The following is a 15,172-nucleotide window of genomic DNA, read 5'->3' as shown; positions in this document are numbered from 1 at the left end:
TCTGCGACCGGGAGAACATCTACAGATGGATCGAAAACCGCCGTGTTTCATTCCGGTGCCTGATCTGCTCAGATCATGCCTGTTCCGGCATGCTAAATCATACCCCGATCTTCACCGCGTAACTCATCTGTCCGCTCTCCTCACCTTCCCATGAAAGGTCGACGACCCAGAGGCCCGGCGGTTCAAAACCCTCTATGGCAGGGATGTAGTCATCAGAGAAGATCATTGCAGGTTCGTTTGTGATCCAGAACCGGGGTGTTCCGGCCTCTGGACGAGTATATTGGAAAATATACCATGTCGTGTTCTGCCTGCCGGCGCACTCCTGCACCACCCCCTCTCCCACCTCATGGGGGTGCCCCTCAGGATCGATCAGGACCGCCCTGAGCGTGGGGCACCCGCCCCCCTCATCGCAGGTGTATGCAACTCTGATCACCTGTGTCCCATCTATATTGACGGTATCGACCTTCCATGGCGACCCTGTACACGCCGTCGGCCCTTCAAACACCGTCAGGAGCGGGAAGACCATCAGGACGATGGCACTGATGAATGCCACGAGCAGGATAAAACGCCACGATGATTCTATGAGAACCACCCTCGTTCATGATCTGGATGATCGGGTAATGGTTTCACGGAGGGTCCCGGAAGATGATTCTGTCGAAGGTGCATATATGCCTTGCATTATGCATGAAAAACGGACGGGCCTGGAGGGATTCGAACCCCCGGCGTCCGGGTTAGAAGCCCGGCGCTATGTCCTGGCTAAGCCACAGGCCCATGGACCAATAAAATTGGTGCTCAGGGGTAATGAAAGTTGTGAGTGTGGGGATCACACAGCACGGTAATGGGACGCCTTGACCACATCGACCTCGACAGGATGACAGATCGAACCGATTTCCACGCCCTTCACCATGGATGTGCCGCAGTAGCGCACCTGAATTCTGGCCGAAAGACGTTCACGCTCTTCATAATAGACCGGATGGATGTAGTCGATCACCCGCTTCATGTTGATGTTGACCGAGAGTACCCGGACGATGATGCCGACATCCCCCGGGGAGATGTCCTCGAGATCGACGCTGGTCAGGAAGAGATGGGTGTCAGGGCCGGGTTCAAGCGAAGCAACCGATATGACATTGTTGGCGCTCTGGAGTTCGATGGTTCTGGGTTTCCCCATCTTGATCTCGTTGATGACCGCTCCAGCAATCCCTGTTAATGCAGTAATTTTCATGGTGAGTCACCCGTACATCGGTAGGTTCTCTTTTTTCGGGACCGGTTCGTTGCTCTGGACTTCTTCTGCCAGTTTATGCATGGCCGCCTCGATCTCCTCTGCCTGTTCAAGCAGGGGTTCTATGTCCAGATCAAGGTCATAGAGGGCCTTCAGGACCGTCAGTGCGGCTGCAGAGGATCTCGGATCCGGGGTATTGACCGTTTCTCCGAGGAAACCGTAACCGGGAATGTCTCTGATCTTGCATTCGGTAAGCAGGCTTCCTGCAATTCCGGAGATGCTGCCCATCGGGAGGATCACGGTGTGATCACTGATCCGCTCCAGCATCGCCTCCTCGGTTGCCACTCCGAACACCCGTTTTTCTGGTTCATTGGTGACAATGCCGGCGATGGATATCACCTCTCTGACTGGAAAGGCGGAAAGCCAGTCCATGATGCCGTTTGCCACTTCATAACAGATCATCGGATGGATGGGTATGTCTGCAACAATGGCAACCGTATTCTGTTTTTCATATATTCTGACCGGGACATTGATCACCCCTTTTGCCATCATGGCGACCGGAGGAAAATATTTACTTGTTATATTCCCGATCTGGGTAAACTCCATCTGTTCAACAAGATACTGGAGAGCGATGCTTCCCACAAGACCGCTCCCCGGAAAACCCATCATTACTATCGGGTTTTCTCCTGAAAGCGGCGAGGATGTGACTTTTATGTCCGATTCGGCCGTCATCAGGTAACAATAGACAAAGGTCATATAAAAGATTGTTCACGTGCGGCATGGAACGGGTGACACCCGGACCTTTATATGCTGGCCGGCACTCTCTCCCCCATCCTCCCATCGCCGGGATGCACACATTTATGCCCCGGGCTCCAATGAAGAGGTACCATGCAGGAGTACAAAATTAAACGGGGTTATAAGACCGGACTGGAAGAGCGGATGATCGCATCCTTTACCGAATTTTTCGGGGTGGAGCCTGAAGAGCGGGACGGTCACCATGTGATCTCGTTCGGGGCCCTCAAGCGCCTTGAGGTCTGGCTCGGACCGAAGGGGAACACCGTTCTCATCGACACCGAATCCGACCTCTCCGCCGAAGACGAGACGATCCTGGACACGAACCGTCGCTTCAGAAAGTACCTCGACGCCGTCACCGGATATAATTCCAAAGAACGCGCAAAAAAGATGCAGAAAGAGGATTGAGTGGGGATTATTTCCCCCTTTTATCCAAAAAGGTGCCTGCTATATATTTTTACCATTTTTAGCGCCAAAAAAACCAGAAATAGTATGAACGTGCCTTCACAACCCTTATTGGTCTCGCCACCATTCTGTCACCATGGACCCGGTCATTGCATCCATCCGCAAAGAGCTGCAGGAACGGGGAGATTCTGAAGTCCGAAAGACGGCACAACGATTCTTTAAAGGAGAGATCTCCTGTTACGGACTGAAGACTGCAGCCGTCACCGCCATCGCCAGAAAGCGATGGAAGGAGATAAAAAATCGGGACAAAACCGAGATCCACGCCCTCTGCGAGGAGCTCTGCCGCTCAGGCTACATGGAGGAGGCATTCATCGCCGCCACGTGGGCCCGCCTCCTCGAAGACCGCATCGAACCCGGGGATATCATCGTCTACAGGCACTGGATCGATACCTATGTCTCCAACTGGGCGGAATGCGATGGCCTCTGCAATCACGCTGTGGGTTCACTCCTCGACCGCTACCCCGACTGTGTCGAAGAGCTCAAACGCTGGACGCAGTCGGAGAACCGGTGGATGCGGAGGGCCGCCGCTGTCTCCCTGATCATCCCGGCAAAACATGGACGTTTCCTTGATGACGTCTTTGTGATCGCTGATCTCCTCCTCCTCGATACAGACGATCTGGTGCAGAAGGGCTACGGCTGGCTCCTTAAGGAGGCGAGCAGGAAGCACACCGACGAGGTCTTCGCGTATGTAATGCATCACAGGAGGGTGATGCCACGGACGGCGCTGCGCTATGCCATCGAGCTGATGCCGAAGGACCTGAGGGCTGAGGCGATGCAAAAGGAGCGGCAGGGAGGATGATGGCCGAGATGAGGACAGATACTGGTTTCGCAGCATGCACCAATCTGGAACACTCTGATAACCGGGAATGACGTTGTAGATGTCAAATGCAGGTGTTCTGCCTGTCGAAAATAAAAAAAAAGATTATTCGATAACAATTGCCGGTTTGAAGGGAAGGGCGGCATCGGCCTTCGGTTCACCGCTCCCATCGGCATCGAGGATCTGCACCTGCACGCCGAACTCGCGTTCCAGAAACTCCTGTGCCGCCTCAAATACCGCTTTTTCTTCGATGAGGCCAGCGTTCAGGTCGGTGACGAGGTGAGGCGGGAGGCGGTGGATAAATTTGGTGATCTGCCGTGTGGCGTTCACCGCCGCCTTTCCATGCCGTTTCAGGCCCTCTTCCGCCATGACGAACCGGACGGCATCGGTGCGGTCCTCAGCGCCGGCGATCAGACCAAAGATCCGGCGCTTCCATTCAGGTGCCACATAGAGATTGATCGCTGTAGGCTCCATCTGGATCAGCCTGATGATCGACTCGATGTCCTCCACGGTCCGTGAAAGGATCTCCTCGGCGAGTTCTGTTGCCGTGTCGATCTGCCCCTCGTCGGCCTCGGGCCATGGGGCGAATGCCACCGGTCCTTCATTGCCCATCATCTGCCAGAGTTCCTCGGCGGTGTAGGGAATGATCGGGGCGAGCAGCCGCACCCACACTGAACAGAGGTCGCGGATCGCTGCCGATCCCGGTGCAATCGTCGGCAAACGGCGCCGGTACCATTTCAGATCAGCCTCAATCCCGAAGAATGCCTCCTGAAGGGCCTGCCTGGTCTGGAAGGATGCCATTGCCGCGGTTGCATTTTTGATGCGGTGCTGCAGCCGTGACGTCAACCACCTGTCGATCGGTCTGCCCTCATTCTCCTCAACGGCGATCCCCTCTGTGATCTCATTCCAGAACCGTTCTATCTGTTTTCTGGATCCGGTAACGAGCTCGTTTCTCCAGTCAAAATCCTGCCAGGGCTCTGCGGACCCGATCAAAAACATCCTGACGGTGTCGGCCCCGAACTCGTTCAGTGCATCCTCAAGCAGCACCACATTCCCCTTTGAGGAGGACATCTTCGCCCCATTCAGGAGGCCCATCCCGAAGATGACCATACCCTGCGGCTGACGGTCCGCGGGCATGACGGCCTGATGGTGGAAGAGCTGGAAGGTGAGGTGGTTTGAGATGAGATCCTTTGCAGAGAACCGGAACTCGTAGGGGTACCAGTACAGGAACTCGGCCCTGATCATATCAAGCGTCTCCCGCGCTACTGTCGTCGGGTCGCCGGTGCCATAGATGATGTAGTCAAAGACCTCGGGCGTGAGACGTTCGGGCTCGATCGTCCTGATATGGTTGGCGATGGTGTAATATGCCATATAGAGGGTGGAGTCGGAGAGAGGCTCCACGATCCAGGCGGGGTCCCAGGGGAGTTTTGTTCCCAGGCCCAGGCGGCGCGTGCAGGCCCAGTCCTTCAGCCAGTCCACCGTCCGATTGAATTCAGCCCGCGTTTCGTGCGGCACGATCGCCATCCTCTCAATCTGGGCATGCACCTCCTCCTTCCATGCCGCATCTGAGTAGTTCAGGAACCACTGGTCATGGAGGATCTTCACATACACCCGTCCACCGCACCGGCAGATCACCGTGCGGGTGTCGAAGTCGAACATCTCCTTTGATCCGTAGTCGGCGAGCATGAGGGCAGCAACGGCGTCTCGTGCCTCCTTCACGGGTTTTCCTGCCTGGTCCCCACAACCCGGCAGGAGGGTGCCCCGCAGGAGTTCTGCCGCATACACCTCGCGCGTGACCTCCTCCATCCGCGGATCGTTCTGGTTCCTGATGCCGCCCCGTTCGATTGCGTCCTGTGCCGGGAATTCGCCGTAACCATCGGTTTTAATGATCGCTACCGGAGCGATGTCAGTGTAGCGCCCCTCTTCCTGCAGGTCACGCAGGGCGATGAAATCGAACGGTGCATGTGCCGGCACCGACATCACGAGACCTGAACCCATATCTGGATCGACGAAATCTGCAGGCAGCACCGGCACCTCTCCACAGAGGGAGTGGGTGGCGGTGGTGCCGACGATCGCACTGCCGTCGATCTCGCCGGTGATCGCAACCGTGTGGTCCTGCATCTCGAGTTTGTATGCCGCCTCCCTGGAGAGCACCCAGTCCTCTCCGTCCACGTTCGCCCGCACATAGGTGACGCCCGGGTTCGCCCAGAGGTTGGTGACGCCATAGATCGTCTCCGGGCGGAGTGTTGCACAGGGTATCTTTGCGCCGTCCCACTCAAAGACGACAAGGGTGAACCGCATGATCTCCGCCTTGTCGCCCTCCAGCAGGTCATGGTCTCCGACCGGACTGTCGCAGGAGGGGCAGTACTTCACCGGGTGTACGCCCTTCACAACATGTTCGCCTTCATGCAGGTGTAGGTACTGCCATTCGACAAATTTACTGAACTGTGGGTCGACGGTGATAAAACGCCGCCGCCAGTCGATCGACAGGCCGGCCCGCCGCATCAGGCGTTCGTAATCTCCCGCAAAATAACTGACAATCGTCATCGGATCGTCGAAACGATCAAGGACGTCTGGAGGAACGCGGTAGAGATCGCGGTAGAGGCGGATGGTCGCCTCATCGCCCTTTGCGATCCGCTTAGAAATACCGATCACCGGTGTGCCGGTCACATGGAATCCCATCGGGAACAGGACATTTTTTCCCTGCATCCTCCAGAATCTGGCGATAACGTCGGGGACGATATAGGTCCGCCCGTGTCCGACGTGCATCGCCCCGCTCGGGTAGGGGAAAGCGACATTCAGGTAAAACTTCTCGATATCGTCCGGATTTGCCTCAAAATGTGCCGGCCAGAGATCGCGGTACGACTCCTCCAGCCTCTGTGCATCCCATTCAGCCACTCTCTGTCACTCCTATGGTTGTTATCAGAATTATACGGGTCTCAGTCTGATGGTCTCTTTTTCATTGTATCTGCGGATCAGTTCCTGTGCGATGCTGCTGCTTCGGGCAAGGTCAATCTCGCCCTTTTCGTTTACTGTCGCCGTAAAAAGGTATTCTTTCCCGGCAAAGACGTCCACAATGGCTTCGCGGTATCTGAGGGCAACAAGGGTGAGGTGCTTCTTCTCAATCCTGATCTTCAACTCCTCTGTCTCAGGCATCTCTTCCCCCATCTCCGCCTCAGGTATTTCTTCTTCAAGGGGAGGAAGCTCAGATCTGGGGCGTATGTCGATTCCAATCCTGAGTTTGTTCACGATGCTGGCGATATTTTTGCCACCGCGTCCGATTGAGGCCGGAACATCCTTGTCCTCAATGTATGCCACCGCTTTCGTGTCGCTTTTCATGAACACCTCGACCGGGCCGTCGGTAAAGCGGGAGAGTTCGCGCTGAATCTCGTATTTTGTCGTCTCCCACGATGATTCCTCCTCTGCTCCTTCTTCAGCCAGGATGTGCTCTGGGGCAGGAGTTGCTGCCTCGGGGATAGGTTCTGGTATATTTATGGGTGTTTTCTCCTCTATTGCGGGTCCAATCGCCGGCATGACGATCGTCTCACCATCGTATTTAAAGACCTCAAAGGCAATCCTGCCGGACAGCGCATCGCGCACTGTCGTCACCGGGCGGATATGCAGTTCTGAATGCATGCCCTCGGGCACCTTTATCGAGAAGTCGAGATCGAAGACACGGGTAATCTCGCCGTCCTCGACATAGATGATTGTGCTGATGATCTGTGGGAAGACGCCTGCTTCAATCCTCCCGAAGAACCGCTGCACGGCGTCCTGGACCTGCATCGCATGAATGACGCCCACCATGCCGACACCTGCGAGGCGCATATCTGCAAACACCCTGAAATCCTCATTTTTCCGGAGTTCGTCAAATATGACGAAGTCAGGACGAACAAGCAGGAGAACCTCGGCGGTCTTCTCCATGCTTCCCTCAAGGGCGGTGTACTGGGTGATGTTGTCGGGTACCTGGAGATCGCGCGGGGCCTCCATTGTTTTCACGATGCACCCTTTATCAGACAGGAATGTGGCAATGCTCTGTGCGAGGGTGCTTTTTCCAGAACCCGGAGGTCCGGCGATCAGCATGCCGCGGCGCGTCGTGGTGAGTCGGTCGCGGATCAGATCGGCCATCGCATAGTCCTCAAGCTCAACATCGGTGATCGGCCTGACGGCGGTGATCTCCATGCCGTCTGAGAAGGGCCTGCGTGCGATAGAGATCCGGATCGATCCGATCTGTACAACGGCAATCCCCTGTCTTTCGATCTCGATGAAGCCATCGGGATCCCGTTTTGCACGCTCGAGCACCTCCTGCGCGATCATCCGCAGTTCGTATTCGGTCATCGGGGTGTCTCTGAGTTGCTCAATCGAGTTCTGTCTCATTGTTCCCCTTTTTGCCATTGGGGGGACCCTCTCTTTCAGATGGACTGCTATGGTATGTTCGTCAAAGAAACCGTCTATGATGAGGGGGGTGGACTCTCCGATCTGCGGTTTGAGGTAGATGACGCTGATCCCCTTTGCCTTTGCAACCTCGGACTGGACAACATCGCTTGTGATAAACGTGGCGTCATGCTCGATGGCCACCCGTCTGATAAGGGCATCAATTTCCCCGCCGCTTGCAAGTTTGACCTGATCAAGGCTCGGGCGCTCCCCGACATATTTAAGTTCGATGGTTCCCTCGGTCGCCATTTTGGAGAGGTTCTGGAGTTCATTCAGTCCCGAAAAGCCGATCTCTCTACCCTGGTTCGCCTGGGATTCCAGTTCGGCCACGACTGCTTCCGGTATAATTATTGTTGATCCTGTGTATTCGCCGTCCTTGATCATTGAGGTGATGCGTCCGTCAATGACGACACTTGTATCCGGTACTATTTTCATAAAAAATTCACCATATTTTACGTGTCTTTATCCCTTATTAGCATATACTTCTGACGGATCAAAGAGGCGGGCCGTGAGCTCGCGCCCCTCGATGTCCCGGTAAAAACACGAGTGATGGCCGGTGTGGCATGCCGCCCCCCTCTGCTCGACCCGGTAGAGGAGGGTGTCGGCATCGCAGTCCACCCTGATCTCGATCACCCGCTGAAGATTGCCGCTTTCCTCTCCCTTTTTCCAGATCTTCTGCCGGCTTCTCGACCAGTAATGGGCGAATCCGCTCTCCCGGGTCAGCCGTAACGCCTCATCGTTTGCCCATGCCAGCATCAGAACCTCGTCCGTCTCCGCCTCCTGCACGATGACCGGGATCAGTCCGTGAGTATAGTTCAGGTCCACTCTGTTCAGACTCCTGCGATTGTCCGCAGGATCATATAGAATATATCGCCAATAAACAGTGCTGAAATGAGGCCGCCTGTGATCGGGATGATGAATGGAACCGCATATGAGATCCAGACGGTTTTTGAACGTCGGTAGAGCGCCAGTTCCTGTGTATAGCGTTCCGGGTGCTCCCTGAGATCCTTTGTGTACATGCGCCGTTCACCGCCTCTCACCGTCCGCCGCAACGAGTCCCTCATCCTGAGGAAGTGTCGGGAGAGGCTTCCATCTGCCTCCTCCTCGATCTCCTCCATGACAAAACCGTAGTGGCGCTGGATCTCCGCCCCCTTTACTGGATAGCCCAGGAACATATAGGGGAAGGGGGCGCGGTTGCCGTGAAGGAGATTGTATATGAACAGGGCAGGCGGTGCCGCAAGGTTCAGGACAAGGGCATTGACCAGTACCGAAAACGGGAAGAACCCGAAGGTCGGCACACCCCAGAGTGGTGTGATCGGGAATGCCGGTATGCAGACCGAGAGAAAGATGAGGGCCCATGCATCCGCCCCGCCGAAGAGGTGGAGGCTGCCGAAGAGATAGAATATGCCTGAAAATATGAGTGAGAGCGCAATATAGGAGAATACAAGCCGGGTCTCTCCCTCCATCAGCATGCCTGCATAGTACAGGCAGACCGAGGGCACCGCAACAGCAAGCATCGGGTACCATGTCCTGAACGGCACCCGGCGGTCCCGATGATCGAGCCATGAGGCATAGAGCAGTGTAATTGCGACTGCCGTCGTTCCAATCCAGAGCGGAAGCATATTCATCCACAATTCCTATTTTTCAGGTTGTTTTTAACTCTAACGATTTTCAATACATTTTAATATCGTGAAATAGGAGAAATTGTATATCCTGTATTCTGTCTGGTGATGTTCAGTGATAGAGATTTCTGTAGACCCTGTTGCCTGCAATGGGTGTGGTCTGTGTGTCAAAGACTGCCCGATGCGGGTATATGAAATGAAGGACGGGGTCAGCGTTCCGGTCCGCCCGGAGAACTGCATGGGCTGCCTCTCGTGTCATGAGATCTGCCCGGCGCAGGCACTCGAGCACCGGGGCGTCTACCCGTCGAAGAGGAATTATATCGACATTCGCGTCTGCGAGATGATCAACCGGGTGATCTGATGGGTGAATTGACTGTCGAAGAGATGAACAAACAGTTCAAGACAGGGACTGTCTTCCGCGCCGAGGATGTCCCCATGAGCTGTTCGCCCAGCCCCAAGGACCTTGAACAGACCCTTCATGGAGTCATGAAAATGAACGGGCTGATCATCAAGTCTCTTGAGGAGATCGCCGGGCGAGGAGCCAATGCCGTAACCTATCGGGCCGGAAAAAAATTCGGTCATGAGGTGGCGAAATATTTCCGGAAAATCGATGATATCGAGGAAGCGCTACGTGAACTCTCGTATATTCTCCACGGTCAGTATACCTTCGAACTCTGGAAACCGGAGGACAAGGAGAATTATGTCGTCACCGAGAATAACGAGACGTTCATCTATCTTGTCTTCCACGACTGTATCGTCCGTCAAACCCTCCGCAGAAACGGCATGGATCAGGGCGGTCCCCTCTGTCAGACCCTTTATGGGTATGTGGTCGGTGCCATCGAGGAGATCACGGGGCGCAGGGCGAAGCTGGAGATCGTGCACACGGGCCCCAATGCCTGCCTGAAGAAACTGATCCTGAAGTGATTGCCATGAAGATCGCAATTGAAGAACTGGCAGGATGCTCCGGCTGTACGATCTCGGTGCTTGATCTCCATGAGATGCTGCTTGAGGTGATCGCCGAGGCCGATATCGTGTATTCGCCGGTGATCATGGATGTGAAAGAACCTCCCGAGGGGATTGATATCGCCTTCGTGACTGGTGCTGTCAGGAATGAAGAGAATGAAGAGCGTTTGAACCTGATCCGGAAGCGAGCGAAGAAACTGGTTGCCTTTGGCACCTGTGCCTGCTATGGTGGGGTTTCTGGCCTCTCGATGCTTGGAAAACAGGAGGATCTCTTCAACTGCGTTTACCGCGGTGTCGAAACGGCTGATGAGGGCAATGTCATCCCGACCGACGTGCCGCCCTTCCTCTATCGGGCATTTGCCGTGGGAGATCTCGTGAAGGTGGACTATTATGTCACCGGTTGTCCGCCCAAGGAGAAGTTTCTCAGGACCATCATCCCCGCTCTTGTCCGGGGGGATCCGATCGAACTCTCGAAGAAATCGGTATGTTCTGAATGCGACCGAAAGATGGGGGACGTGCAGAATTGGCACCTGAAACGCCGTTACGAGGGAACCCCCGACCGTGAGCACTGTCTCCTTGGTCAGGGATATCTCTGCCTTGGACCGGTGACGTTCGGGCGGTGCGGTGCCTCCTGCCCCCGGAACAATGTGCCCTGTCACGGCTGCAACGGTCCCTCGCTGGACATACTCAGGGAACCCTGCAGGGACATCCATAACATGATGGTCCGACGGATCGCCGATCTCACCGACACACCTGAAAAAGAGGTCGAAAAACAGCTCTACGACGTGGCACACACCATGTATCCCTTTACAATCGGGAGCCTGATCATGGAGGACAAAGAGATATCGAAGATCCGGGACCTTGTGCGGGGAGGGAAGGCATGACACGCCTGACCATCTCGCCGGTGACCCGGATCGAGGGGCACGCACAGGTCAGGATCGACCTCGATGAGAGCGGCGGCGTGGAGCGCGCTCACTTCAACGTCGTCGAGCTCCGTGGTTTTGAAAAGTTTCTGATCGGTTCTGCCATTGAGGAGGCGCCGCGGATCACCCCCAGAATCTGTGGGATCTGTCCGACATCGCACCATGTGGCAGCGGCAAAGGCGACGGATCAGATCTTCGGTGCCGAACTCCCGGCAACCGGAAAAAAATTGCGCCAGCTCCTGATGGCCGGACAGTTCATCCACTCGCATGCCCTCCATTTCTTCATGCTCGCAGCACCCGACTTCCTGCTCGGGGAGGCGCCGGCGGAAGAGCGGAATGTGATCGGTATCGCCCGGACGGCACCGGAAATTGCAAAATCTGCGATCGAAGTGAGAAAACTCGGGCAGCGGATCACCGAGGCGGTCGGCGGAAAACCGATACATCCGAGCAACGCCATACCCGGCGGAATGTCGCTGGCCCTCACCCCTGCCGCGCGCGATGAACTTCTCGATGCCGCAAGAAGTGGGCTTGATATCGCTGAAAACGGATGGGAGATCGCACGCAGTCTGATGGACGGTGTCGATATGGAGTTTGGCGCCGTTGAAACGGCATTTATGGGCATGACCGACGGCGGCACCCATGCGATCAGCGATGGCGAGGTCAGGCTTCTCGATGAAGGAGGCCAGCAGATCGGGTCGTTTGCCGGTGAGGATTACCTCGGGCATATCAGGGAGTACTCTGAAGAGTGGTCGTACCTGAAGTTCTGCCGACTCGCCTCGGGTCAGGCATACCGTGTCGGACCGCTCGCCCGCTTGAATGTCGTCGATCGGATGGGCACCCCGAAGGCCGATGCGGCGCTGGAAGAATATCGTTCCGTTTTCGGTCGGTTCACGCAGGCAACGCTTGCCTATAATGTCGCCCGATATATCGAATTTTACTCGGCCTGTGAACGCGCTGTCGCCCTCCTGGAGGACCCGATGATCACGGGTGACGATATCAGAGCGCCGGTCGATGGCGTCGTGAACCGCCGGGGGGTGGGAATCATCGAGGCGCCTCGCGGCACCCTCATCCATGACTATTCGGTGGATGAAGCCGGCATCATCGAACGGTGCAACCTGATTGTCGCCACCTGCCAGAATAATTATGCAATGGACCGTGGCGTAGAGGATGTGGCAAAAAAAGTAGTGAAAAATGGTGAACTTACGGCTGACGCATCGAACAGAATCGAAACGGTCATCCGTGCCTATGATCCATGCATCTCCTGTGCAACCCATGCCCTCGGTCGGATGCCGATCCGGATCGATCTCCGTCGTCCACAGCAGGAGGGCAATGATCCGCTCGGGTCAGGGGAGGTGAACTGACAATGGAGATGCTCAAACAGATATTAATGGAATTTCTCAGGCTCGACGGCGTCACCGCGGCTGTTGTCGTTGGAAGGGACGGTTTTGTGATCGAGGACGCCGTTTCCGGCGATATCGACACCGATGCCCTGGGTGCAATGGCATCCACCGGCATGGGTACGTCTGAGGCGATGGGCGCCGAACTCGGCAAGGGTTATCTCAATCAGATGCTGGTTGAACTGGAGAATGGTCCTATCCTTCTCTCGCCACTCTCAGAGGATGAGATGATTGCCATTGTTGCCAACGACGGCGTCAACATCGGCAGGATACGGTATGAACTGAAAAAGAATAAGGATCGAATTATTGCGGCGCTATAACATGAAATTGCCGGAGGGAAAAAAATTCGGGAGCATGAAGGCCCCTCTTGAGGAGGTCCTTCCATTTACTGATGCCTTTTGTGCAGTTGTATGGATCCAGTCTGAAGGTGTCGAGGGTTTTGTCCTCTCTGAAGAGGGTCGGCCTATAGCGGCCTGGTATAACGGAGGTTCTGAAGAGATTGTCGGTCAGGAAGCACTGGAGCTCATGTTTGCAGAACCGGCCCCCTCCTGTATTCTCGGGCGGTACGACCCTGATGAGTTTGAGGAGGCGGTCGGGCGGTGCCGTTCGATGGGTTATTTGATCTCCGAACACGCTACTCCGGTGCCTGTGGACGAGGGTGTTGATGGTGATGTGGGTGTACCCGCCCTCAATGAAGGCTCACTCAATCTGATCCTCTCCCAGCCTGGTGTGATCGCTGTTTCTGCATTTTATGAAGGTTTTGCCGTTCAATCTGCCGGTGCTGCTGATTTTGACCGGATTGCTGCAGTTGCAGAAGATCTGCTCAGAGCGGGATCCCGGATTGCCTGTGATATGGAGACCGGCGACCTCGATCAGATCATCCTCGAAACGCCGGGCGGGAAACTGATCATCGCCCCCTTCGGTGATCTCTCCCTCTGTGTTCTGGCCGAATCGAATGCAAACCTCGGTCTGATACGGGTTGCACTGCGCAGCATCAGGTGGGATGGATAGATGCACTTTCCAAAGACCGGCACCCCGGAGAAATCCCTCACCTGTCCTCTTTCAGAGGCAGTCGAATCCTGCCGGACGACCGGATTCACCGGCGCCCTCCTCTGGAAAACCAGAGATCGAAAAGGATCAGTTCTTTTTCGTTCAGGCAAGCCGCTCTGTGCTGAAATCTCGACGCAGAGCGCTGGAAGCGAGGCCCTGAAACGGATAGAAGGGGATACGGCGGAGGCCTGTACAGATTTTCACCCCTTCTCTGCCAGAGAGGTGGATGCCCTCCTCCTCTTCAATGAGGCGTGGAGGGTTGTTGAGGGCGAGAGCGATGAAAAGGGGGGGAAGACAACAATAAAGCCGGTGAAAGTTGGTGCGGGTGTCAGAGCCGCACGGATACGGGTGGTCCAGGCGGTTGAAGCCGGCGACGATCCGGTTGGGGAAGGGAAGTCGGTAACCGCTCAGGGTCGGGTTCGAAAACAGGTTCTCGATCAGGTTTCCATTGAGTCACTCAAGAAACTCTCGGAAAATTTCGAGGCAGATGCCTCGGCACTCTTGAAAGAACTTCAGATGGACCATCTGATCGTTGACGAGACCCGGGACGAACAGTAGTTCATATTCATTTTTCTCGATTTCTTGCCTTAAATGACTGTTTAACCTCTTCTAATTGCCATCTATGATTTCAAAATGTTTAAATACCATAGTTCACAATCAATGGAGTAGAAGGTGTGGGATTGATCAGGGCATTTACAATCGCATCCGGGAAAGGGGGTACCGGCAAGACGACGGTAACCGTTAACCTCGGGACATCTCTCGCCCAACTCGGCAAAGAAACCTATATTCTCGATGCGGATATCGGGATGGCGAATCTGGGTCTGGTGCTCGGGCTTGAAGACGCACCGGTCACACTTCATGAAGTGCTTGCCGGCAAGGCGAAGGTTGAGGATGCAATATATGAGGGGCCCAATGGCGTCAAAGTGGTGCCAAGCGGCATCTCACTCCAGGGCTTTCAGAACTCGGACCCCGATCGTCTCCGGGATGTGATGCGGGAACTGATTGACCGGTGTGACTACCTCCTTGTCGACGCCGCTGCCGGGATCAGCAAAGATGGTGTGGTGGCACTTGCCATCTCGGATGAGGTGATCCTTGTGGTGAACCCGGAACTCTCTTCGATGGCCGACGCTCTGAAGACGAAAATCCTGACGGAGATGGTCGGGGGCAAGGTCTATGGTGCGATCATCAATCGATCGGGGATGGAAAACACCGAAATCAGACGGCATTCTGTCGAGGACGTGCTTGGCGTGCGGGTGATCGACATGATCCCTGAAGACCCCAACGTGCGGAGATCGACCGCCTACAAGACGCCGGTAGTCATCAAGTATCCGGCATCGGAGTCCTCACGCGCCTTCAGGCGAATCGCCGCGGACATCGCCGGGATGCAGTATGAAGAGGAGACCGAGGAGAGGAAACAAAATTTCATTGACAGGCTTGCTCACACGCTCTTTGGCGGAGCACGCTGATCTGGAAACGGTTAAAACCCGTTTCCG

At 55.5% G+C, this 15,172-nt stretch carries 17 protein-coding genes and 1 tRNA gene; 10 read left to right on the top strand and 8 right to left on the bottom strand.

Annotation, left to right across the window (positions count from 1 at the left end; translation table 11 throughout):
• Window positions 1–97 precede the first annotated feature (97 nt).
• The 4 genes from CUJ86_RS06085 to CUJ86_RS06070 all read right to left on the bottom strand — a co-directional run bounded on the left by CUJ86_RS06085 (window position 98) and on the right by CUJ86_RS06070 (window position 1,951).
• Complete coding sequence (locus tag CUJ86_RS06085) at window positions 98–592, bottom strand: hypothetical protein (protein ID WP_130646664.1); 495 nt, start codon at window positions 590–592, stop codon at window positions 98–100.
• A 104-nt stretch (window positions 593–696) separates the two neighbouring features.
• A tRNA-Arg gene (locus CUJ86_RS06080) sits at window positions 697–771 on the bottom strand.
• A 52-nt stretch (window positions 772–823) separates the two neighbouring features.
• Entirely contained in the window at window positions 824–1,222 is a 399-nt protein-coding gene (locus tag CUJ86_RS06075) for a DUF473 domain-containing protein (protein ID WP_130646663.1), read from the bottom strand.
• Window positions 1,223–1,228: 6 nt separating this feature from the next.
• Entirely contained in the window at window positions 1,229–1,951 is a 723-nt protein-coding gene (locus CUJ86_RS06070) for a proteasome assembly chaperone family protein (protein WP_130646662.1), read from the bottom strand.
• 156 nt (window positions 1,952–2,107) lie between these two features.
• On the opposite strand from CUJ86_RS06070, the gene CUJ86_RS06065 reads away from it, so the two are divergent.
• Together CUJ86_RS06065 and CUJ86_RS06060 are read left to right on the top strand one after the other, a co-directional pair.
• The gene (locus CUJ86_RS06065) at window positions 2,108–2,419 is read left to right on the top strand and encodes a DUF5611 family protein (protein WP_130646661.1); all 312 of its coding nucleotides are present in this window, start codon (window positions 2,108–2,110) and stop codon (window positions 2,417–2,419) included.
• A 133-nt stretch (window positions 2,420–2,552) separates the two neighbouring features.
• A complete protein-coding gene (locus CUJ86_RS06060) occupies window positions 2,553–3,275 on the top strand; it encodes a DNA alkylation repair protein (protein WP_130646660.1) in 723 nt (240 codons plus the stop codon).
• Window positions 3,276–3,398: 123 nt separating this feature from the next.
• On the opposite strand, the gene leuS is transcribed toward CUJ86_RS06060, so the two are convergent.
• The 4 genes from leuS to CUJ86_RS06040 are packed head-to-tail and all read right to left on the bottom strand — an operon-like array spanning window position 3,399 to window position 9,346.
• Entirely contained in the window at window positions 3,399–6,191 is a 2,793-nt protein-coding gene (leuS, locus tag CUJ86_RS06055; RefSeq protein WP_130646659.1) for a leucine--tRNA ligase, read from the bottom strand.
• 30 nt (window positions 6,192–6,221) lie between these two features.
• Window positions 6,222–8,159 carry a PINc/VapC family ATPase gene (locus tag CUJ86_RS06050; protein WP_130646658.1) on the bottom strand — a complete coding sequence of 646 codons (1,938 nt, stop codon included), beginning with the start codon at window positions 8,157–8,159 and terminating at the stop codon, window positions 6,222–6,224.
• Between the two features lie 27 nt (window positions 8,160–8,186).
• Window positions 8,187–8,549, bottom strand: coding sequence for a phosphoribosyl-AMP cyclohydrolase (hisI, locus tag CUJ86_RS06045; protein WP_130646657.1), 363 nt, complete (start codon window positions 8,547–8,549; stop codon window positions 8,187–8,189).
• A gap of 5 nt (window positions 8,550–8,554) precedes the next feature.
• Window positions 8,555–9,346 carry an A24 family peptidase C-terminal domain-containing protein gene (locus CUJ86_RS06040; RefSeq protein ID WP_328590951.1) on the bottom strand — a complete coding sequence of 264 codons (792 nt, stop codon included), beginning with the start codon at window positions 9,344–9,346 and terminating at the stop codon, window positions 8,555–8,557.
• A 115-nt stretch (window positions 9,347–9,461) separates the two neighbouring features.
• On the opposite strand from CUJ86_RS06040, the gene CUJ86_RS06035 reads away from it, so the two are divergent.
• The 8 genes from CUJ86_RS06035 to minD all read left to right on the top strand — a co-directional run bounded on the left by CUJ86_RS06035 (window position 9,462) and on the right by minD (window position 15,145).
• On the top strand, window positions 9,462–9,707 hold the full coding sequence (locus tag CUJ86_RS06035) for a 4Fe-4S dicluster domain-containing protein (protein WP_130646655.1): 246 nt from the start codon (window positions 9,462–9,464) through the stop codon (window positions 9,705–9,707).
• Entirely contained in the window at window positions 9,707–10,270 is a 564-nt protein-coding gene (locus CUJ86_RS06030; RefSeq protein WP_165394799.1) for a hydrocarbon binding protein (contains V4R domain), read from the top strand. Before CUJ86_RS06035 ends, CUJ86_RS06030 begins: the two co-directional genes overlap by 1 nt.
• A 5-nt stretch (window positions 10,271–10,275) precedes the next feature.
• Entirely contained in the window at window positions 10,276–11,193 is a 918-nt protein-coding gene (locus CUJ86_RS06025; RefSeq protein ID WP_130646653.1) for an NADH-quinone oxidoreductase subunit B family protein, read from the top strand.
• Entirely contained in the window at window positions 11,190–12,593 is a 1,404-nt protein-coding gene (locus CUJ86_RS06020; protein ID WP_130646652.1) for a Ni/Fe hydrogenase subunit alpha, read from the top strand. The genes CUJ86_RS06025 and CUJ86_RS06020 overlap by 4 nt, the downstream gene beginning before the upstream one ends.
• 8 nt (window positions 12,594–12,601) lie before the next feature.
• The gene (locus tag CUJ86_RS06015; RefSeq protein ID WP_130646851.1) at window positions 12,602–12,949 is read left to right on the top strand and encodes a roadblock/LC7 domain-containing protein; all 348 of its coding nucleotides are present in this window, start codon (window positions 12,602–12,604) and stop codon (window positions 12,947–12,949) included.
• Window position 12,950: 1 nt separating this feature from the next.
• The gene (locus CUJ86_RS06010; RefSeq protein WP_130646651.1) at window positions 12,951–13,640 is read left to right on the top strand and encodes a roadblock/LC7 domain-containing protein; all 690 of its coding nucleotides are present in this window, start codon (window positions 12,951–12,953) and stop codon (window positions 13,638–13,640) included.
• Window positions 13,641–14,237 (top strand): hypothetical protein, encoded by a 597-nt coding sequence (locus tag CUJ86_RS06005; protein ID WP_130646650.1) that lies wholly within the window; start codon window positions 13,641–13,643, stop codon window positions 14,235–14,237.
• Between the two features lie 122 nt (window positions 14,238–14,359).
• A complete protein-coding gene (gene minD, locus CUJ86_RS06000; protein ID WP_130646850.1) occupies window positions 14,360–15,145 on the top strand; it encodes a cell division ATPase MinD in 786 nt (261 codons plus the stop codon).
• Window positions 15,146–15,172: the final 27 nt, after the last annotated feature.

It is taken from the genome of Methanofollis fontis (assembly GCF_004297185.1).
GTDB lineage: Archaea > Halobacteriota > Methanomicrobia > Methanomicrobiales > Methanofollaceae > Methanofollis > Methanofollis fontis.
The sequence above is the reverse complement of the archived record's forward strand: the minus strand, read 5'-3'. Positions and strand labels throughout refer to the sequence as shown.